Source organism: Actinoplanes sp. SE50/110, assembly GCF_900119315.1.
In the GTDB taxonomy this organism is placed as follows: domain Bacteria; phylum Actinomycetota; class Actinomycetes; order Mycobacteriales; family Micromonosporaceae; genus Actinoplanes.
Genome location: NZ_LT827010.1, coordinates 3,745,710 through 3,765,831, shown reverse-complemented (window position 1 = coordinate 3,765,831; position 20,122 = coordinate 3,745,710). Strand labels below are relative to the sequence as shown.

The 20,122-nt window shown below is 68.3% G+C and carries 13 protein-coding genes; 8 read left to right on the top strand and 5 right to left on the bottom strand.

Annotated elements, in window-relative coordinates:
- Positions 1 to 7: 7 nt before the first annotated feature.
- The gene (locus tag ACSP50_RS16620; protein WP_052311597.1) at positions 8 to 2,035 is read right to left on the bottom strand and encodes an ATP-binding protein; all 2,028 of its coding nucleotides are present in this window, start codon (positions 2,033 to 2,035) and stop codon (positions 8 to 10) included.
- 399 nt (positions 2,036 to 2,434) lie between these two features.
- Between ACSP50_RS16620 and ACSP50_RS16615 the strand changes: the two genes are divergently transcribed.
- Positions 2,435 to 2,860 (top strand): PH domain-containing protein, encoded by a 426-nt coding sequence (locus ACSP50_RS16615; RefSeq protein WP_043511550.1) that lies wholly within the window; start codon positions 2,435 to 2,437, stop codon positions 2,858 to 2,860.
- Positions 2,861 to 3,122: 262 nt separating this feature from the next.
- Entirely contained in the window at positions 3,123 to 3,590 is a 468-nt protein-coding gene (locus ACSP50_RS16610; RefSeq protein WP_014690392.1) for a response regulator, read from the top strand.
- Between the two features lie 78 nt (positions 3,591 to 3,668).
- Here ACSP50_RS16610 and ACSP50_RS16605 read toward each other — a convergent pair whose 3' ends face one another.
- The 3 genes from ACSP50_RS16605 to ACSP50_RS16595 form a co-directional block, all read right to left on the bottom strand.
- Complete coding sequence (locus tag ACSP50_RS16605) at positions 3,669 to 4,103, bottom strand: ATP-binding protein (RefSeq protein WP_014690391.1); 435 nt, start codon at positions 4,101 to 4,103, stop codon at positions 3,669 to 3,671.
- Positions 4,104 to 4,280: 177 nt separating this feature from the next.
- Positions 4,281 to 8,798, bottom strand: coding sequence for an Hsp70 family protein (locus ACSP50_RS16600; RefSeq protein WP_014690390.1), 4,518 nt, complete (start codon positions 8,796 to 8,798; stop codon positions 4,281 to 4,283).
- Entirely contained in the window at positions 8,795 to 9,196 is a 402-nt protein-coding gene (locus ACSP50_RS16595; RefSeq protein ID WP_014690389.1) for a hypothetical protein, read from the bottom strand. The genes ACSP50_RS16600 and ACSP50_RS16595 overlap by 4 nt, the downstream gene beginning before the upstream one ends.
- Before the next feature lie 442 nt (positions 9,197 to 9,638).
- Here ACSP50_RS16595 and ACSP50_RS16590 point away from each other — a divergent pair, with 442 nt between their 5' ends.
- Entirely contained in the window at positions 9,639 to 11,582 is a 1,944-nt protein-coding gene (locus ACSP50_RS16590) for an ATP-binding protein (RefSeq protein WP_231956948.1), read from the top strand.
- Positions 11,583 to 11,664: 82 nt separating this feature from the next.
- On the opposite strand, the gene ACSP50_RS16585 is transcribed toward ACSP50_RS16590, so the two are convergent.
- Entirely contained in the window at positions 11,665 to 12,129 is a 465-nt protein-coding gene (locus tag ACSP50_RS16585; RefSeq protein ID WP_231956947.1) for a hypothetical protein, read from the bottom strand.
- A 378-nt stretch (positions 12,130 to 12,507) separates the two neighbouring features.
- Between ACSP50_RS16585 and ACSP50_RS16580 the strand changes: the two genes are divergently transcribed.
- From ACSP50_RS16580 to ACSP50_RS16560, 5 genes are all read left to right on the top strand, one after another.
- A complete protein-coding gene (locus tag ACSP50_RS16580) occupies positions 12,508 to 13,146 on the top strand; it encodes a DUF4360 domain-containing protein (RefSeq protein WP_014690386.1) in 639 nt (212 codons plus the stop codon).
- A gap of 296 nt (positions 13,147 to 13,442) precedes the next feature.
- A complete protein-coding gene (locus ACSP50_RS16575) occupies positions 13,443 to 15,338 on the top strand; it encodes an amino acid transporter (RefSeq protein WP_231957035.1) in 1,896 nt (631 codons plus the stop codon).
- 94 nt (positions 15,339 to 15,432) lie between these two features.
- Positions 15,433 to 16,875 carry a trehalose-6-phosphate synthase gene (locus tag ACSP50_RS16570; protein WP_014690384.1) on the top strand — a complete coding sequence of 481 codons (1,443 nt, stop codon included), beginning with the start codon at positions 15,433 to 15,435 and terminating at the stop codon, positions 16,873 to 16,875.
- 120 nt (positions 16,876 to 16,995) lie between these two features.
- Positions 16,996 to 17,670 (top strand): DUF4232 domain-containing protein, encoded by a 675-nt coding sequence (locus ACSP50_RS16565; RefSeq protein WP_231956946.1) that lies wholly within the window; start codon positions 16,996 to 16,998, stop codon positions 17,668 to 17,670.
- A gap of 222 nt (positions 17,671 to 17,892) precedes the next feature.
- Complete coding sequence (locus tag ACSP50_RS16560) at positions 17,893 to 20,076, top strand: bifunctional diguanylate cyclase/phosphodiesterase (RefSeq protein ID WP_014690382.1); 2,184 nt, start codon at positions 17,893 to 17,895, stop codon at positions 20,074 to 20,076.
- Positions 20,077 to 20,122: the final 46 nt, after the last annotated feature.

The window sequence follows — 20,122 nt, the reverse complement described above, 5'->3', positions numbered from 1 at the left end:
GTTGGTCTCATCGTGCGCTGCCTGCCGCAACGGGGATGCGGACGCTGATCCGGGTACCGCTGCCGGAACGGTCGGCAGGAGGGGAAACCGCGATCGTGCCATGGTGGCGCTCGATGATCGTCCGGCACAGGGCGAGACCCAGACCCGTGCCGGCGATGCCGTGGGTACGGGCGCGGCTGGAGCGGTGGAAACGGTGAAAGACCAGTTCCCGTTCGTCGTCGGGGATGCCGATGCCGGTGTCGGTGACGTCCAGTTCGGCGACGCCGTCATTGTCGACCAGGACGACGTCGACGGGGCCGCCGTGCACGCTGTATTTGACCGCGTTGTCGATCAGTTTGCCCACCATTTGCCGCAGCCGTGCCTCGTCGCCGGCAACGGTGAGTCGCGGCGGGATGCGGGCCCGGATGTCGGCGCCGGCCGCCTGTGCCCCGGGCCGGGCGGCGCTGACACGTTCGCCGACCAGCGCGGCGAGGTCGACGGGTGCGATATGCAGTTGCGTATGGCCGGAATCCAGGCCGGCCAGGTCGAGAAGCTCCCCGACAAGGGCAAGCAGGTGACTGTTGTTGCGATCGATGACCTCGACCAGATCCCGCACCTCTCCGAATGCGGTGGTGTCGTCGGTGTCGCGCAGCAGTTCGGTGTTCGCGCTGATCGAAGTCAGCGGTGTGCGTAATTCGTGGCCGACCAGGGCGATGTATTCGTCCTTCGACTGGATCAGCTCCCGGCGAAGCTCGTCGGCGCGGCACCGTTGCAGAAAAGCGCCGACCTGGGCGGCGATCCCGGCGACCAGGGTGACGCAGGTGCTGTCCTTGGTCTCGGCGGTGGGGGCGAACACCGTCAGGGCGCCGAGGGCCTGATCCGCCCCGCGTACCGGCACCGCCAGCGCTGCCCGTAGCCGGGAGCCGGTGACGATGTCGGCAGTCATCGGGGCTGCGCCGGCGGCGAGGTCGGGCACCCAGACCGGCTGCTGCTCATGCCATGCGGTTCCGGCCAGGCCGGAACCGCGGCCGAGGCTGGCCGGCACGTGCACGGCCGGACGCTGCGGATCGGTCCAGGTGGCGATCGGATGCAACATGTCGCTCAACTCGTCGGCGAGCCACAGCTCCGCGTGCGCCCAGTCGAGCGCGGTACCGACGGCCTGCACTACCGCTGCGGCCGCGTCGGCGGGATCGGTGGAGGCGATGAACGCGCGATGCACCGCGAGTTCCGCGTCGCGGAACCGGCCGGTGCGGTACTGAGCGGAGATGTCCTGGGAGACCGCGACCGCACCCAGCACGCTGCCATCAGGCCCGGCAATGCGCTGAGCGTTGGTGCGGAACACCAGCCGTTGATCATCGCGACCGACCACCAGATGCTCGACGTCGCGGACATGTTCACCGGCCAGAGCCCGTAACAGCGGCATCTCCTCGGCGGTGAAGCGACGCCCGTCGGGGTGCAGCACCCGCAACCGGCGCGCCCACTGCCTCGGCGACAGTGCCGGATCCGCGTCATCGTCCAATGCGTACCGCAGCGCCTGGTTGAACCGAATCAGCCGGCCAGCCGGATCACATGCCACCACCCCGGTGTCCAGGCTGTCCAGCAGGGCCTCCAAGAATGCTCGCTGCTGTTCAGCGTCCTGATGCGCCACCGCCAGCTCCCCGGCGCCCAGCAGGGCCGCCACCTCACTGGCAGCAATCGCGGCGAGATCGCCCACCAGGGTCAGTTCCCGGTACTCCCAACGGCGTGGCCGGCTGTCGGCGACGCAGAACGCGCCCAGTACCGCACCGCCCGGAGCCCGTAACGGATAACCGGCATAGGCGACCATCCCCAGCTCAGTGATCGCCTTACTGTCACACAGACCCACGTCAGCGCGGGCATCCATCACCACGAGCGGGGCCTCGGTGGCGACCACGTACCGGCAGAACGAATATGTCAGCGGCGTCTGCCGCTCGGTGGCCCACGGCTCCGGCAGACCCACGGCGCTGGCGAACCACTGCCGATCCTGGTCCACCAGCGTGACCAGCGACATCGGCGCCTCCAGCATCCGGCTGGCCATCGCAGTAAGTCGATCCAGCCCCGAAAACGACCGATCACCGATCAGACCGGTAGCCCGCAGGACCGCCAACCGGCGAGGGTCCGCCACCCCGGTCGGGACCGCGCCACCCGTGGGAACCACGCCACCCCTCCGCCAACTGTCAGACCATGATCAGTAACAGCGTGCGCCGCACATGCCCCCACCGCGCCGCCATCCCGCACCCAGGTCACTCATTCGTGAACAGCGACGTGGTGTCCGCAACATGCAAACTGCCGGCCGCGACCACCGTGACAGCCGCCTGATTCCGTTCCGGCCCGGACCAGGAAGCATCATGATCCACTTGGCAAGTATCACCTGCATAATGCCAATGTCCAGACACCCGTGGTGGTGCCGGTTGCAGCCGGCAGCCACGATGATGCCGTGCTCGACGTCAACCGGCTGGGACCGGTCCTGCCCCGGGTCCGCATCTCTCAGGACGGGCTCCTGCTGCGCCCGTGGTTTCGACGCGCGCTGCTGGTGCCCTGGGCGAGGATCAAAGGCGTACGGATCACGCCCGCGGATCGATGGTCGGGCAAGAATGCTGTTCCCGGAGGCCACGGCTACTACATGGTTCAGATCAAGCTGGCCGGCGACTGGCGGCGGGTCGGTCAGGCTCTTCGGGTACGACACTCCCTCCTGCCGCTGGTGGTCCGCGAGCGGCTCTTCGGCGAGAGAGGCTCGTGGTCCTCGCAAGAGGTGATCTTGTTCAGCGGCTACGAGACGATCCGGATATTGTGGGAGAATGCGGGCGGTGAGTCCGGGGACGAGGATGACAACTGGCCGCGGATCAAGCCTGCTGAAGGGTAGCTCCGCCTGATGCGACGACGTGTCCGGTCATGGCACCCCTCTGTGAGCAGCGCGCAAGTTTTTGACCAGGCCAGCGAGCCAGCTTCCGACCTCGACCAACCTTGCTGGGCAGCACAGTCAGAGCCTGAAAGTCACCAGCATGACCAGAATCGGCCGCGGCTTTTTTCGATTCCGGCCCGCTTTTAGGTGCCGTAGAGCAACGATAGGCCTTATGGCATCTTGCGTAAGACCAACTGCCGCCTGAGCGTCTGATGGCCCGGACATGGCAACGATCCTGATCGCCGACGATGAGCCCGATATCCGCGACGTCCTGACCCTGGTCTTGAACCGGGCGGGACATCGGGTGCTCGCCGTCGGGGACGGACTCACGGCGCTGCGGGTCGCCGAGCGCGAGCTTCCCGATCTCATCCTGGCGGACATGAGCATGCCAGGACTCAACGGCGCCGAGCTGTGTCACGCGATACGCCGGCACCGCCTGCTGAGCACGGTCCCGATGGCCATCCTCAGCAGCACGCTGCACTTCGACGACCCGCGGCTCGCCGGCATCGACGCCTGCTCAGTCCTGTTCGAGCCCATGACCAACAAGGATCTCGTCAAAGCGGTCGAGCATCTGCTGGCGGATGGACCGCATCGCCACAGCTCCGAAGCGGGGTCCCTCGAGGAGCGTCCTCCGCAATACCGGGTACCCCGCCTAGGCAGATCCGATCCCTCTCATGTCCGCCAGACGTGAATCCCGGGCGACACCTGACTACTCACTCCCTCGGACACCTGCCACCGGACAGCAGAGCCGACGGCGTTCGAGGATGGGTCAATGCGTCCGCAGCGTCAAGGATGCCCAGACGTGTTTGACACGGTCTGCGGCGTACCAGCCGACTGCCACGGCCAGACGCTGGACGACCTGCAGCCCCAAGCCTCCGCGCGCCGGCGCCCGATGCCGGTCGACGGCCGGGACACTGTTCTCGTCGTGATCGACCACGTCGACGATGACCTGGCCATCGGAGCGGAACAGCATCACGATCGTCGGAGGCTGACCGTGCCGCAGCGCGTTGCTCGTCAACTCCGTCACCACGATGACCAACCGCTCAGCCACGTCATCCGCGTCCGCCGGCGTCGCGATCCGGCCGGCCCTCACCAACTGTTGCAACTCGCGGCGCAGATCCTGCAGCTGCGGCGGACGCTCGACATCCCAACGGGCGATTACCTCATCGACAGCAGGAGGACGCCCCGTGATCCACCCGTTCATGCCACAGCTATTGCCCCCTACGGTCAAGATTACGCAAGCACGCCAAGAGATGCCCCGCAAAACCAACCGCAGCAATCCAGCAGATGACCGGGTCATCCGGTGTCCTCAAGGGCGGGATGCGCTGGCACGGCACGACATATCCGTCCGGCCATGGAGCGCTGGCGCATCCCGCCCTGATCAGGCCGGACCGGGGAACGACTCCAGGCTCTCCACCTGCACCGCCGAGGTGCCGGAGCGGAGGCCGACAAGCTCGCCGAGGTCGTTGAATAGCGGGCCGTCCGTGACCGGCCCCGGGATCTCGATCGCGAGCGTCCGGGGGCCGCTCCCGCAGGTCGGCCCGAACCGGTTGACGAAGCCGGGAACGGCGGTGAACGGAGCGGAACCGGGACCGCCGACGGCCCACACCCGGTCGCCGACGCGAAGCAACTTCGGGTGGCCCAGCCGGATCGGGCCGATCGGGGCCGCGGCCTTGAGCCGGATCGCCGCCGGACCGCCGCCGGTGGAGGTCAGGAGCCCGGCCGGTACGAGCGGACCCGGTCCCGCACCGCCCACGATCTCGACGTCGGCCGGTGTCGTGTGCTCGGTGAGCCCTCCGGGGACGAGGACGAGGTCGTTGCGGACGAGTACGCCGCAGCAACCGGTGCGGTCCGGATGCCGGGCGACGTCGACCCGCACGAGCGTGTCCCGCAGCGGGTCCAGGAATCGTTCCGGCCGGTCCGGGTCGGGCAGCACGAGACCGAGACCGGCGGCGTTCGCGACCAGGACCCGGCGGTACGCCTCCGCATCTCCGGTCTCGGCCAGGCACCTCAGGTGGCGGGTGATGTCCGCGGCGTCGGTCAGCGGCACACCGTGGGTGCGCAGCGAGTCGAGTGCCCGGACGAATTCCCGGGTGTCGTGCAGATCGCGGAAGCGTCGCAGCGGATCGGGGTCGGCCATGGTCAGCTGGGCCAGCGTGGCGTTCCACCGGGCTATGCGAGCCAGTAGCGGATCCAGCCGCGCCAGATGCCGCTGGACGGCGTGCAGCAGGTGCTGTCCGGTGGCCAGGTCGCCGGCGGGGTCCTCGGCGGCAGCCGGACGGTCCAGGTACTGCTGGGCGTTGGTCAGCAGATCGCGCAGCGGCACCCGGACCAGGTCGAGGTCGATGCTGGTCTGGTTCGCGTCCCGGAACACCTCGATGAGGATCTGCTGCGTACCGGCGTCGGCACGAGCCGAGGGCCGGTGTGCCGCCTTGCGTTCGCAGAACCGTTGCCAGGCCGCGTCGACGTCGCGCGCCACGACGGTCGCCACAAGCGTCCGCAGCTCCCGGCGAAGCCGGTCCCCGGCATGACGGAGCTCCTGTTGAACGGCGAGCTCGTGGTGGCGGCGGGACAGCGCGTCGACCTCGCTGGGCGCCAGCAGGGTGCTGTCAATGATCTTGATGCTCGCGACGATGCCGGTCTGGATCTCCCGGGCCGTCACCTTCAGGACACCGCTCTCATCGATGCTGAAGGTGACCTCGATCTTCGGCACCCCCCGGGGTGCCGGCGGCAGGCCTTCGAGGCAGAACGTACCGATCAGGGAGCCGCTGTCGACCGCGCCGTTGAAAACCTGGATCCGGACGCCCGTCGCCCGGTCGCGGTGAGTCGTGTACATCGCGGACCGGGTCACCGGAATCGGGCAGTTGCCTTCGATGATGCGGGAGTACCCCACCACGCCGTTCTCGTCGGCGGCCTGAATCCCCAGCGACAACGAGGTCACGTCGTGGATCAATCGTTGTCGGAGCTTGCCGTCGATGACAGCGGACTGCAGGGCCGCCCCGCACGCGACAGCGGTGCGGGGGTCCTGGATCCCGGTCGCGCTCAGCCCGAACACCTTCTCGACCAGTTCGCGCACCAGTGGCGAACGCATCGGACCGCCAACCAGCACCAGATGGTGCGGCGACCTCGGCAACTCGTCCCGGAATCGGGTGCAGAGGCGATGCAGTCTGCCCAGCGGGGCGGTCAGCACAGAGGCCAGGTCGGTTCGCGACAGGGTCAGCGTGACGTTCCGCTCGTCGGCGAAGCCGACCAGCACGTATTCGGCCTCCGAGACAGAGGACAGCGTGATCTTCAAATGCTCGGCCGCGACCTCGAGTCGTTGCCGGGCCGGCCCGCTCGCCGGTGCCTGGATACCTTGACGGCCGAGCCGGGCGACGAGTTCCTCGACGATGGCGTGGTCGAAGTCGATGCTGCCGAACCGGGTGTCCCCTTGGACCTGCCGCACCCGGTGCACCCCGTCGGAGACCTCGACATAACTCGCGTCCAGCGTCCCGGCGCCGAGGTCGATCACGACCACGGCGCCGTTCAGATGGTGCTGCAAGGAGGCCACGACGCAGGCCGCGGTGGGCTCACGGAGCAGGAGAACCGGCTCGACATCGGCGATCGAGCAGGCCGCCCGGGTCGCCGCGGTCTGGTTGTTGGTGAAATAGGCCGGCACGGTGACCAGCACTCGCGGTCGCGACAGCCGCATGTCGTGTTCCCGTGCTGCCCGGGCGAGCAGCTCATCGGGTACGACCCCGAACTCCGCCCGGGCGCTGGCGGCGACCAGGTCGGCGACCCGATCGGCCAGGAAGCGTTCGACCACCGTACGACCGTGTGCGATCAGCCGGGCCGCCACCTCCTCCGGCCGGTACTCCCGGTCGGCGATGGAAAATCTCCGGCTGGTGCCCATCGCGCGCTTGGCCGCGGCGATGTGACCGACCAGTCGGGTGGTGAGCAGGCGCTCGCCGGCGAGCCCGACCAGTTCGTCACCGTGCACGTCCAGGCTCAGGGTCGAGGCGAACAGATGCTCACCGGTTTCCGTCGGGCAGAGCACGGCGCGGCCGGTCGCGGTGTCAAACACGGCCACCGCGCAAGTGCTGGTGCCAAGGTCGAGTCCCCAGATGCCGGCGAAACGACGGTCGATCTCCTCCCTGGCCTTCGCGACCCAGCCGGGGGCGAGCCGTTCGAACGCCTCGCGCTTGCCTGCCTCCAGATCGTCGAGTGCGGCGTCGATGTCCTGCTGCAAGGCGGCCGGCACCATCGGATCGGCGCGCAGCAACCGCAATTCCTCCCGCGCCGGTCGGCTGCCGGCCGCCAGCGACCGCAGGCAGAGCGCGACCAGTTCCGGATAGTCGCCGGCGCCGCGCAGGCAGGCGACGGTACGGGGGTCCTCGATGACCCCGTCGGTGTGCAGCAGGTGCAGGCAGGCCATCGCGGCACCGAACTCCCGGGCCTGCATGTAGAGATCGATCGCGGCGTCGAGATCAGCCGTCTCCTGGAGGATCTGGGCCGCTCCCAGAGCGTCGCCCGCGGCTCGGCGGGTCTCGGCCCTGTCCCGCAGCGCCTCGACGCTCGTGTCATTCTGGTGTATCCGTTCCGCGCGGCCGAACTGCCCGCAGGCGCGATAGAGCCGGGCCGCCCGAAGCGACTCCTGAGCCGCTTCGGCCTGTTGGGCCGCCATCACGAGATCACCGGCGGCTTCCTCGAATCGGCTCCACGCGGCGTGGGCGACCGGGGTCGTGGCGCCGAAGTGGAACCGGCCGGCGTGAAGGATCTCGTCGCGCTGTTCCGCCACCGCCGCCTGGCACCGTGCCACGACGTCGGTCGCGCCCGCGCGTTCGAGCACATCCGCGGAGTGAGCCGCCAGATCCAGCCGGTCCAGCACGGCCCGGACCCGGTTCATGGCACCGACGAAGTCACCCCGGTCGGCGAGGTCGTGGACATCGTTCTGGCACCGCGCCGCCAGCCGGATCAGCCGGTCGGTCAGATGCAACGGGCAGGTGTCGAACGCGATGCCGTAGCGGCCCCGCCACTCGTGGCACTCGCTCACCCGATCGGTCCGGCCGGCTTCCTGATAGGACAGCAGGGCCTCGTTGAAGAGCCGGTCCGCCACCAGCAGATCGCCTCGACGCACCAGCAGGTTGCGGACCTCGACGCTCCAGCGCTGGTGGCGCGCCGCGGCCAGACCGGCGTCCACGTCGATCACCGACGAGGAGCGGGCACACACGTCCACCGCGGCGCGCAGCCGGGACACGCTGCCGTCGGCCAGACGCACGGCATCGGCGCCCCGGCCGACGAAGCAGCGCACCTCGAAGAGGTCCGGCATCTGCGACTCCGGCAGCTCACCGAAGAACGCCTGCCACACCCGGTCGTCGCGCTCCAGCGGCGTGCGGTCGAGCCACGCGCGAAGCACCCGGGTCGCCGTGTCCCGGTCCAGCAGCTGCAGCTGCGACCAGCGCCGCAGCTGCCCGATGACCTCGTTCACGTCGGCCGACCGGCCGAGCACGGCGGACATCCGGTCCCGGGCGTGATGCTGCAGGCCGGGCAGGCCCAGCGTGGTCGCCAGTTCCAGCACCGCGGCGAACGCGTACTGGTCGCCGTCGGCTACATGAGCGGCCAACCAGCATGCGTCCCCGGTACGAAATGCCTCGTGATAGCGGTCCGCGGGAATCCTGGCGTTGTACCGTCTGACCAGGCCCACGGCCTCCCGCGGGTTGGCCCGCAGCGCCAGTCGGAGCGCACGGCGGTAGCGACGGATCACCGGCCGTCCCAGGGGCGGGCTGTCGAACCCGGCTTCCACCGCGGCGAGCGCCCGGGCGAGACGTTTTCCGCTGCCCCCGAACATCCAGTCCTGCAGACCCATCCGGCAGATCCGGTCGGTCAGCCGCAGCCGCGGATCCGTGTACGACCGGGTCACCGGGACGGAGAGGAGGGTCCGAAGTTGTTGGTCTGGTGCGCCTCGCCGTGATTCTGCATGACGACGAATGCATGATCACCGATCGTCACGCCCGACTGCGGGGGCCGCAGGGTGTCGACGAGTTCCTGGAGTTCCGGCCGGCTCTCCGGTCGCTCCGCGAGGAGGTCCGCCAACCGCATCGCCCAGGTCTTTTCCTCGGCGGCGGCTGACTCCTCGCCCGGTGACGAACCGAGGACCTCGTGGGTCCGCACGAGCTGATGCTCGATCACCGCCCGCCGGCTCTGGTTGCCCCGGCTCAGCACCCCGGCGACCTGTCTGCTCACCGTGCCCCACGCTTCGGTGGTCGCCGCTTGCACCAATGCGGCAGCTCCCGCCATGGCCAGAATGTCAAGCTCCACCCGGTGGCCCTTCGACAGGTCCTGGATCAGGACGCTCGAAACCTCCGGACAACTATGACCAGACCGGGGTCGGATCGGACAGCCCCGGACAGGGTCGTATGAACGGCCAGGGTCGCCCGATCCGAGCGCCCACCGGACCACCCCTCTCGCCACTGAGCCGAGGTGGGCTCGAGAAGAGCCCACCGAGCATCCGACAGGTCCGATCGATTTCGATGTAGTTCCATCCCATGCCTACCGACCGGCGCGCAAGACCGATGACGTGCCCTCTCCACCCCTGTCGGGTCAGGCTCATTCCGATTCAACGGCGGGCTGACCATCGCATGTGGTGGCGGAAATACCGCCCAGGTTTTGTCTGACCACCAAAACAGCACACTACTCGACCGGCGCGGGGACAATCGCCATCAAATAGGGGTGTCGGAGTCACCGTTCCCAGAAACGGACGATGGGGCAGCAACAGGGCATTGCTACGGCTCCAGCGAAGAAGCGGAAGGCAGGTATGCAGCAGATGAGCTGGCTGTCGAAGCGTCGGTATGAAAGGCGCTTACTGGTTACGGCGATCACCATCGTGGTGCTGGTGGCCGTCGTTGTATTGGGCTACTCCGTATCCTACCGGCAGGAAGCCATGGCCGGTCAGGCACAGCGGGCGCAGCGGCTGGCTCAATCCGCACAGCAGGTGAAATTCCGGGCGGCCGATTTCAACGGCTGGCAGACGGCATACGCATTGGACATCATCCGCGGCGAGCCGGAAGCCACGGCCGATACCTCACCCAGCCGTGCGAAATTCCTCGACGCGGCCCAGAAGTTCGACAAAGATCTGGGAGCCCTGGAACTGTTGTCCACGTCGTCTCCGGCGGCACCGACCGTCGATGCCGTCAGGAGGGCGTTCGAGCAATTCATGACCGTGGACCGGAAGGTCGTGGAGCTGTACCGCACCGGCAAGCCGGCGGACCGCAGGGCCGCCTCCGAACTCGTCCTCGGCCAAGAGATCAAACTCTACGGGCAGATCGCCGGCGGTTGTGATGCCACCGCCGCGCTGTCGGTCTCGGCGGAGGAAACCAGTCTCGGCCGGCTCGACGCGGTGGGAGCCGCCACCCGGCGCTACATCCTCATCCTGAGCATCGTCGCCGCCGCCCTGACGGTGCTCGGTGCCATCCTCGCCGAAGCGCGACAACGAGCAATCGAGCAGCGAGCCAAAGAGGCTCAGCGGATGGCGAGCCTGGGGCACCTGGCTGGTGGCATCACCCACGACTTCAACAACGTCCTGGCCATCATCCTCAATTACACGGACTTCGTCGCCGAGAACGCTTCGCCCGAGACGCTGCATGACCTCGGCCAGATTCGCAAGGCTGCAAAACGGGCGGCCGGGCTCACCGCGCAACTGCTCGGCTTCATCCGGCACGAGGCCATCCAGCCGCAGATTCTCGACATCAACGCCGCGATCGACGAAGCGCAGGCCATGCTCGCCCGCACTCTCGGCGAACACATCGAGCTGGTGGTGATGCGCTCCCCCGAGCCCGTCAAGATCTGTGCGGACGCCGGCCAGATCCAACAGATTCTGGTCAACCTCGCCGTCAACGCCCGTGACGCGATGCCCGACGGTGGCACCTTGGTGATCGCGGCCGGCGCCGTGGACCTCGAGGAGAACCAGGCGAACGTCCACCCACCGGTGGCGGCCGGACGTTACCTCCAGCTTTCCGTCACCGATACCGGCACCGGGATGCCTCCGGAAACCATAGCCCGCATCTTCGAACCGTTCTTCACCACCAAACCGAAAGGGCACGGCACCGGACTCGGCCTGGCCACCGTCCTGGACATCGTCACCACCGCCGGCGGCAGCATCGACGTCTGCTCCAAGTTCGGCCTCGGCACGACCTTCAGGCTGTACTTCCCCAGCGTCGACGTGCCGTACGGCCTCGCTTCGGCACGTCGCACCGATGCGGCACCGCCACGTGGACACGGCGAGAGCATCCTGGTCGTCGAGGATGAACCGGCGCTCGCCGCGAGCGTTGCTCGTATTCTCACCCACGGCGGATATCAGGTCCGGTCCGCCGTCAGTGGCCCCGATGCCCTGGCTGCCTACGCTTGCGGCGGCTGCGACCTGCTGATCGCCGACGTGGTCATGCCCGACATGTCAGGCTCGCGCCTGGCCGAGATCCTGCGTCGCACCGACCCCCGCCTGCCCGTGCTCTACATCTCCGGGTACATCGACGGCAACCTCGGCCCCAACCGTCTGTGCAAAACCGACGCTACGGTGATCGAGAAGCCCTTCACTGCGGACCACCTCCTCACCGCGGTCGGCGACGCGCTTTCACGGGCACCGGAAAGCAGCGGCATGGCAGGCGAATCTCCACAGCCGGCCGACAACTACCCGCATACGTCGGCTTGACCTCACCGACAGCCGCACCACGCTTCTGCTCGGGTGTTCGCGGGCCACGCCGGAACAGGCGTGACCCGCGAACGGCGTGAGATCAGCTGACCGATCGGGCGCCGGAATTCACCGGGAACACCGCCACCTTCGCGGAGCCGTCCCGGTGGTGGCCGTCCCAGCCGCCGTGATCGCGGTGCCAGCCACCACGGTCCCAGTCACCGCCGTGCCAGCTGTCGTACCAGCCGTGGTACCAGTTGTCGTCGTCCCAGTCGCCGTTCCAGTCGTCGGTGGCGACCTCCAGGACCCAGGCGCCGCGGTTGAACCCGGACCACACCCGCGAGCAGTCGTAGTCATCCCAGCGACCGTGGTACTCGCCGAGCCGGCCGACCCGCTCACACCCGAACCGGGTCCGGAAATATCCCACGACGTCGCTGTCGTCCCAGTGGCCGACGGCCTGGACCGACCCGCCGTGCACGGCCGGCTGGGCCGTGGCGTCGACGGCCTGTGCGGGCCCCGCACCGATCACCAGAGCGGCACCCAGCCCCAGGCCGCCCACAGCGAGCACACGAGTAATGCTCTTCATTTTCGCCTCCGATGGCTACATCAGTTCTTTCAGCGGCTTGACACCGCGAACCGATCGGATCACAGGCCGGTAATCCGGGCGAGAATTCGGATGCCCTTACGCCATTCGGATGACGTAAAGAAATGATCCGACAATATGAACCGCATCTGCGGAATAAACCGTTTCGACTATGCCGCCGCTGGCCGAATGGCCATCCTGAAGGTCAACCGAACGGCCAGGATCGCCCCATTCGTCACCCGCACGAGATCAACTTCAGCAGCGCCGGCCTGGCGGAATAAAGCCACAGAACGTACATTTCGGACGAGTGAGCGGTATCCGCACTCTGCTTCTACGCAACCCCATCGGGAAGGAACGACCAGCATGCTGAAGGTCTTGGCCACCGGAGCCACCCTGCTCGCCTCACTGGCCGGCACCGGCACGGCCGCGCACGCCGCGCCGTCCACGATCGTCCCGGGCGAGGACATGGCCATCACCGTGGCCGCCGCCAACGGCAGCGGCTGCCCGGAGCGCAGCGCGAAGGTCACCGTGTCGCCGGACAACAAGGCATTCACCGTCACCTACAGCAAGTTCACGGCCCAGACCGGCCCCGACGCGGGGCCCACCGACTTTCGTAGGAACTGTCAACTCGCCTTGAACGTGCACGTCCCACAGGGTTACACCTTCGCCATCGCCGGTGCCGACTACCGCGGTTATGCCCACCTCGAGCGCGGCGCCACCGGCTCGGAAAGCGCGAACTACTACTTCCAGGGTGAGCCGCAGTCCACCCGCATCCGGCACGACTTCTCCGGTCCGGCCGACACCGACTGGCAGCGCACCGACACCGTGGGCATCGGGTCGCTGTCGTTCCTGCCCTGCGGCGAGGACCGCTACCTCAACGTCAACACCGAGCTGCGGGTCAACCGCGGCTGGTCCAGCCGTACCGCCACCAGCTTCCTGACCATGGACTCCACCGACGGGCGCATCGACACCGTCTACCACGTCGCCTGGAAGAAGTGCTGACCGCATAGGAGCCGCCGGCCCGGGATGCCTGCATCGCCCGGGCCGGCGACGGAGCACCGCGAGCGTTCTTCTCATGCGCCGCAACAGAACACGCCTGGTGCAGTGCCGACGACCGATGACCGCCGTCCGGATGCTGCCCATGGCGTTGCTGTGGTGATGTCGTAGCGTGGCGTCTCGTGGCGAAAAGGACAGGCGCACAGGGACCCGGGCAACGCCAGTCCCGGGAGCTGGCGGTACCGGCAGTGGTGGACACTCCCGGTGCCCGAGTGCAGCCGGCGGGCGGGCTGGCGCAGTGGATGCTCAAGCATCGCGTGCAGCCGGTGGGCCCGGCCGCGGGTGAGGCGCACGCTGAGCAGCACGCCTGGTGGAAGGTGATGTGCCTGACCGGCGTCGACTACTTCTCCAGCCTCGCCTACGTGCCGGGCATCGCCGCGGTGGCGGCCGGCGCAACCTCGCCATTGGCGACCCTGCTGATCGTCGCGCTGACCCTGTTCGGGATGCTGCCGATGTACCGGCGGGTCGCCAAGGAGAGCCCACACGGCGCCGGGTCGGTGCACATGCTGGAGGAACTGCTGCCGTTCTGGCGCGGCAAGCTGTTCGTTCTGGTCCTGCTCGGCTTCGTCGCCACGAGTTGGCTCATCACGATCACCCTGTCCGCGGCCGACGCCAGTCTGCACCTGCTGGAGAACCCGCACTCCCCCGCCGTACTGCACGGGCACGGCGTCGCGGTGACTGTCGTGCTGCTGCTGATTCTGGGCGGGGTGTTCCTGCTCGGCTTCAGCGAGGCGGTCAGCGTCGCCATCCCCCTGGTCGCGGTATTCCTCGGCCTCAACGCCGTCATCATCGGCGCCGGCCTGATCGACATCGTCACCAACGCGTCGGCCTGGTCGGCGTGGACGTCGGCGCTCACCTCCGGCGGCGGCGGATTCACCGCCCTGGCCGGCCCGGCTCTGCTGGCCTTCCCGTTGCTGGTGCTCGGGCTGTCCGGTTTCGAGACGGGGGTGAGCATGATGCCACTGATCGCCGCCGACGGCGCCGATCCCGAACAGCGGCTAACCTCGCGGATCGGTAACAGCCGCAAGCTGCTCACCGCCGCCGCGCTGATCATGAGCGTCTACCTGATGGCCAGCAGCTTCGTCACCACCGTGCTCATCCCGGCCAGCGAATTCGGCGACGGGGGAAACGCCAAGGGCCGCGCTCTGGCGTGGCTGGCCCACGAACGCCTGGGCGAGGCGTTCGGCACCGTCTACGACATCAGCACCGTGCTGATCCTGTGGTTCGCCGGCGCCTCCGCGATGGCCGGGCTGGTCAACATCGTGCCCCGCTACCTGCCCGGCTATGGCATGGCTCCGGAATGGGGCCGTGCCGTGCGGCCCGTGGTCATCGTCTACACCGTGATCAGCATCGCGATCACCATCGCGTTCAAAGCCGACGTCGACGCTCAGGCCGGCGCCTACGCCACCGGCATCCTGGCCATGATGGTGTCCGGCGCGTTCGCCGTCACCGTCTCGACCATCCGCCACCGCAAGCGTCCGGCAGCGGTCGGCTTCGCGCTGCTCACCGGTGTGCTGACCTACGCGTTGGTCGCGAACATCATCGACAAACCCGACGGTATCGCCATCTCCGCGATGTTCATCGCCGGCATCATCACCATCTCGTTGATCTCCCGGGTCGCCCGGACCACCGAGCTGCGCGCCGACCGCATCGAGTTCGACGACACCGCCCGCCGATTCATCACCGACACCATCGACCACGACGGGCAGATCAACCTGATCGCCAACCGCCGGCAGGCCGGGAACGCCGCCGAGTACCGGGCCAAGGAACGCGAACAACGCGGCAACAACCCCGTGCCCGGCAGCGCCGACGTCATCTTCCTGGAGATCGACGTCATCGACCCGTCGGACTTCAGCGAGACCCTCGCCGTGCACGGCGTGCAGGTCGGCCCGCACCGGGTGCTCCGGGCGCAGGCTCCGGCCGGGCCGAACGCCATCGCGGCGATCCTGCTCGCCCTGCGCGACGTCACCGGGGTACGCCCGCACTGCTACTTCGCCTGGGCCGAGGGCAGCCCGCTGGTGCACATGATCCGCTACTTCCTGCTCGGCCGCGGCGATACCGCCCCGGTCGTCCGCGAGATCATCCGGGAGAACGAACCCGACCCGGCCCGCCGACCCGGCATCCACGTCGGCGCATGACCCGTTCGGCGACGCTGAGGATGCCCAGCCGAGTCGAGGGCTCGGCAACAAGCCGGAAATGTTTCGTTTCACGGCCCGGAGGTATTCCGCAGGCGTGAGTAAAGACGCAGGTGTCGCCGTTGACGGGCACGGGTTCGTAGTGGTCGCCAACCGGCTGCCGGTCGACGAGGTGACCGACACCGACGGGCAGCGCCGATGGGAACGCAGTCCCGGAGGGCTGGTCAGCGCCCTGCAGCCGGTGGTGCGCCAGCAGGGTGGTGCCTGGGTGGGCTGGACCGGCAGCGCCGGGACCGAGACCGAACCCTTCGACGTCGACGGCATGTACCTGCGGCCGGTGTCGCTGAGCGCCGACGACGTCGACCGCTACTACGAGGGCCAGTCCAACGCCACCATCTGGCCGCTGTTCCACGATCTGGTCGAACAACCGACTCACCGCCGGGAATGGCGACAGGCGTACGAGGCGGTGAACCGTCGCTTCGCCCAGGCCGCCGCGGACGTGGCCGCACCGAACGCGACCGTGTGGGTTCACGACTACCAGCTGCTCCTGGTGCCGGCGATGCTGCGCGAACTGCGCCCCGATGTGCGGATCGGCTTCTTCCTGCACATCCCCTTTCCCCCGGTCGAACTGTTCATGCAGCTGCCACGCCGTCGTGAGCTGCTGCGTGGGCTGCTCGGCGCCGATCTGGTCGGCTTCCAGGGCGCCCTCGCGGCGCAGAACTTCCTGCGGCTGACTCGGCAGCTGCTGGGACTGGATCCCGAGGACGACCGCGTCGAGGTCGACGGACGTACCGTCGTCGCCCGGGCTTTCCCGATCTCCATCGACGTCGCCGAGGTCGACCAACTCGCTGCCGACCCCGCGGTGCAGCAGCGGGCTCAGGAGCTCCGAGCGGAACTCGGCGGTCAACGGCGACTGCTGCTCGGCGTTGACCGTCTCGACTACACCAAAGGCATCGAACAGCGCCTCGAGGCGTACCACGATCTGCTCGACGACGGCGAGATCTCCAACGACGACGTGGTACTGGTGCAGGTCGCCACCCCCAGCAGGCAACGCATCACCCAATACCAGCAGCTGCGCGAAAGGGTGGAGCGCGAGGTCGGGCGCACCAACGGCGAATACGGCCACATCGGCCGCGTGCCGGTGCACTATCTGTTCCAGTCCTATGACCGCGCTGAACTCGTCGCCCTGTACCTCGCCGCCGACGTCATGCTGGTCACCCCGTTACGCGATGGCATGAACCTCGTCGCCAAGGAATACGTCGCCGCCCGCCGGGACGAGCAGGGAGCACTCGTTCTCAGCGAGTTCACCGGAGCGGCCGAGGAACTCGGCGACGCGTTCCTGACCAACGCCCACGACACCGACGACGTCAAACGCGCCATCCTCGCCGCTCTCCACGCTGACCCCGAGGACTTGCGCACCCGGATGCGCCGGATGCGCGAGCAGGTGCGCGCCTACGACATCGACTACTGGGCCCGGGACTTCCTTGGTACCCTCGCACCGTCTGAGGCTCCTCAGCTCGCAACAGCGCCATCGGTGTAGCCGGCGCTCTCGGCTTCCGAATGACCGTACCGAAGACTTTTCGCCCCTGAGGCAACAGATCGGGTGACGACCGACGTCTCAATAGACGTCAACACCGATCAACAGATGGGCAAAAACAGCATGCGTGAGAACGACAACCGGCAGCAGTCATCCGGACTGAACGAGATCAGAACTCCGGAATCGTCCGCGGTCGGGGAGCTCTCCCGTACGCCGAAGCGGCGTCGTCGCGCTGTGCAGATGGCCGGCGGCGTCGCCGTCGGGGCCGGTCTGCTCGTCGGTCTGGTGGGCATGCCGGCGGCCTTCGCGTCCGCGGGATCCAAGCCGCCGCACGTCAACCCGACCAGCGATCCCGGCGATCCGGTCGCCCCGAACTGTACGAGCGCCAAGCTGAAGATCACTATGGATCCGGCCGAGGGCGCCACCGGTCACAGCATGGCACGGGTGCACTTCCGTAACAACGGAACCACCTGCTGGTTCAGGGGCTACCCCAGCGTCGTCGCGTACACCGCGTCCGGCGCCAAGGTGCCCGTCGCGCAGACCCCGCGGGGCTTCGCCGGCGGCCAGGCACCGGGTTCCGACGAGATCTCGCCGCTCCTGCTGGAGAAGGGCGACGTCGTGTCGGCCGTGGTGGAGGCGCTCAACGCCGGCAAGGACGGCCGGGCCTGCACACCGGTGACCAAGCTGAAGGTCAGCCCGCCGCACCAGAGCCGGTCGGCCACCGTCGCCTGGAGCGGCGGGTGCGCCGACTTCCAGGTGCACCCGGCCTTCCGGGGCACCACCGGCCAGGAGAGCTGAGCGACAACCACCGGATCCGGCAGCGGCCTGGGGGTTCTCCCGGCCGCTGCCGGCCGTCCGCTGGTCGATCACCGACCTGGCCGCCACCGTCCGCTCCGCACTCGGGTATCACGTGCCGAGGCCGCGCTGCGGCCTCGCCGACTGGGCGGGCAGTGTCACAGCACACGCTCAATTCGGCCCGCCGGATACCGATCTTTTGACGTGCGACTGTGGTGGACCTGGATGACGACCGGCGCCGTGTTCTGCGTCGCCCTTGCCGTTCTTCCTGCCGACTCGGCGCCGAGCCGGCTCATCTATTACATCATCGGCGCCGCCACGGTGACGGCGATCCTGACCGCGGTCCGCCGGTACCGTCCGGCCGACGCCCGCTCGTGGTACGTCCTGACAGCCGGCATCGGTGCCTTCGTCGCCGGCGACGTGCTGTTCGAGGCGATGGTCGCGGTGACCGGGAAACATCTGCACCTCTGGTACAACGACGGCCTCTACCTGCTGGGCTATCCCGTCCTCTGGGCCGGTCTGCTGCTCGTCGCACGCCATCGCGGGCCTCGTGATCGCGCCGGCGTGATCGACGCCGCGATCATCGCGACCGCGGTCGGTCTGGTGTACTGGGTCTTCCTGGTCGAACCGACGCTAGGCGACCGTAGCACCCCGCTCGTGGAACGTCTGGTGAGCGGCGCCTATCCGACGTGCGACGTGCTCATGCTCGCCGTGGTGGTCCGCATGCTGAGCCGGCCGGGTGGGCGCACCCCGAGCGTGGTCCTCCTCGCCACGGGCAGCATGATCATGTTCCTCGGTGAGGTCTTCTGGACGTTCTCGTTGAGCACCAACGCCCACATCGGCACCGTGGTCAACGCCGGATTCGTTTTCAGCTATGTGTGCTGGGCCGGCGCGGCCCTACACCCCACGATGCCGGCGGTCGCGACCGGCGGGCTCGGCCCGGTCCGGTTCGGGTGGGGCCGTCTGGCCACCATCACCGCCGCGACGCTGCTGGTGCCGGCGGTGCTGTTCGCCCAGGGCCTCCGGCAGGAACCGGTCGACTGGATCGCCATCGGAGTGGACTCGGTGGTGCTCTTCCTGCTTGTCCTGACCCGCCTGTCCGGCTTCGTGCAGCAGGTACAGCGACAGTCCGCCCGCCTCGAAAAACTCGCCTTGCACGACGACCTGACCGGCCTGATCAACCGCCGAGGTTTCGAGCAACGGCTCGTCACGGCGGTTGCCGCCGGCTCCGTCCAGGTCTGCCTGCTCGACCTGGACGGGTTCAAGAGCATCAACGACCGGCTCGGTCACGTGGTGGGCGACCGCCTGCTGAGCCTGGTCGCCGAGCGGCTGGCAACCGCGCTGCCCGACGCTGACGCGGTCGCCCGGATGGGCGGCGACGAGTTCGCGGTCCTTGTACCCGGCGCGGGTACCACCGAAGGCGACGCGATCGTCGCACGGCTGACCGGGGCGTTGCGCGAACCGGTGCACGTCGACGGCCACGAACTGCTGGTCAGCGGAAGCATCGGCATCGCCGACGCGCAGGACACCACCGATCCGGTGGAGGTGCTGCGCCGCGCCGACCTGGCGATGTACGCGGCGAAGGCAGCCGGGGTTCGCGCCCGGCGATACACGCCGGACCTCGACCGGCGGGCGGGCGAGGAAGCCCGGATCGGCGCCGAGCTGCGGGTCGCCCTGGACGAGGGCCAGTTCCACCTGCTTTACCAGCCGATCGTCGATCTGCCGGACGGCGAACTACGCTACGTCGAGGCGCTGATCCGCTGGGATCATCCGGAGCGGGGAACGGTGAGCCCGGCCGTCTTCATTCCGGTCGCCGAGCGCAACGGTCTGATCGTGGAATTGGGCGAGTGGATCCTCCGCACCTCCTGCCGACAGTTCATGCTGTGGCGGCGCGAGCAGGCTGCGGGCGCGCCGGAGAAGATCAGCGTCAACGTGTCCGCCCGTCAACTGGCCGAGCCGAACTTCGCCGGATTGGTCGCCGACATCCTCCTGCAGGCCGGAATGCCGGCGCATCACCTGCTCGTCGAGGTCACCGAGACCGCGGTGTTCGAAGGCGGGGTCGCCGTGACCACCCTCGAGGAGCTGCACGATCTCGGCGTCCACATCGCGCTGGACGACTTCGGCACCGGGCATTCCTCCCTGACCCTGCTGCACACCGTCCCGGTCGACGTACTGAAGGTCGACAAGTCGTTCGTCGACCACGTGACCATGGCCGGTAGGCACGCGGTGATCGCCACCGCGCTCATCCAGGTGGCCAACGGTTTGGGACTGATCGCCGTGGCGGAGGGCGTCGAGACCGCGGAGCAGGCGGCCGAACTGCATCGGCTGGGCTATCGACTGGCCCAGGGATACCATTTCGGCCGTCCGTCCGTGGAGCCGCTCCGCGGCGCGGCAGCAGCCGCCCGGTAAGGGACGTCGGACTTTCGGAGGGCCGAGAAGTCCGCTCCCTCGTGGC

Bases quoted from the DNA above. Each gene is read 5' to 3' on its own strand.
- ACSP50_RS16620 (WP_052311597.1), bottom strand. From the start codon at position 2,035: ATGGCCAGCCGGATGCTGGAGGCGCCGATGTCGCTGGTCACGCTGGTG.
- ACSP50_RS16610 (WP_014690392.1), top strand. From the start codon at position 3,123: ATGGCAACGATCCTGATCGCCGACGATGAGCCCGATATCCGCGACGTC.
- ACSP50_RS16605 (WP_014690391.1), bottom strand. From the start codon at position 4,103: ATGAACGGGTGGATCACGGGGCGTCCTCCTGCTGTCGATGAGGTAATC.
- ACSP50_RS16590 (WP_231956948.1), top strand. From the start codon at position 9,639: ATGGGGCAGCAACAGGGCATTGCTACGGCTCCAGCGAAGAAGCGGAAG.
- ACSP50_RS16580 (WP_014690386.1), top strand. From the start codon at position 12,508: ATGCTGAAGGTCTTGGCCACCGGAGCCACCCTGCTCGCCTCACTGGCC.
- ACSP50_RS16575 (WP_231957035.1), top strand. From the start codon at position 13,443: ATGCTCAAGCATCGCGTGCAGCCGGTGGGCCCGGCCGCGGGTGAGGCG.
- ACSP50_RS16565 (WP_231956946.1), top strand. From the start codon at position 16,996: ATGCGTGAGAACGACAACCGGCAGCAGTCATCCGGACTGAACGAGATC.
- ACSP50_RS16560 (WP_014690382.1), top strand. From the start codon at position 17,893: ATGACGACCGGCGCCGTGTTCTGCGTCGCCCTTGCCGTTCTTCCTGCC.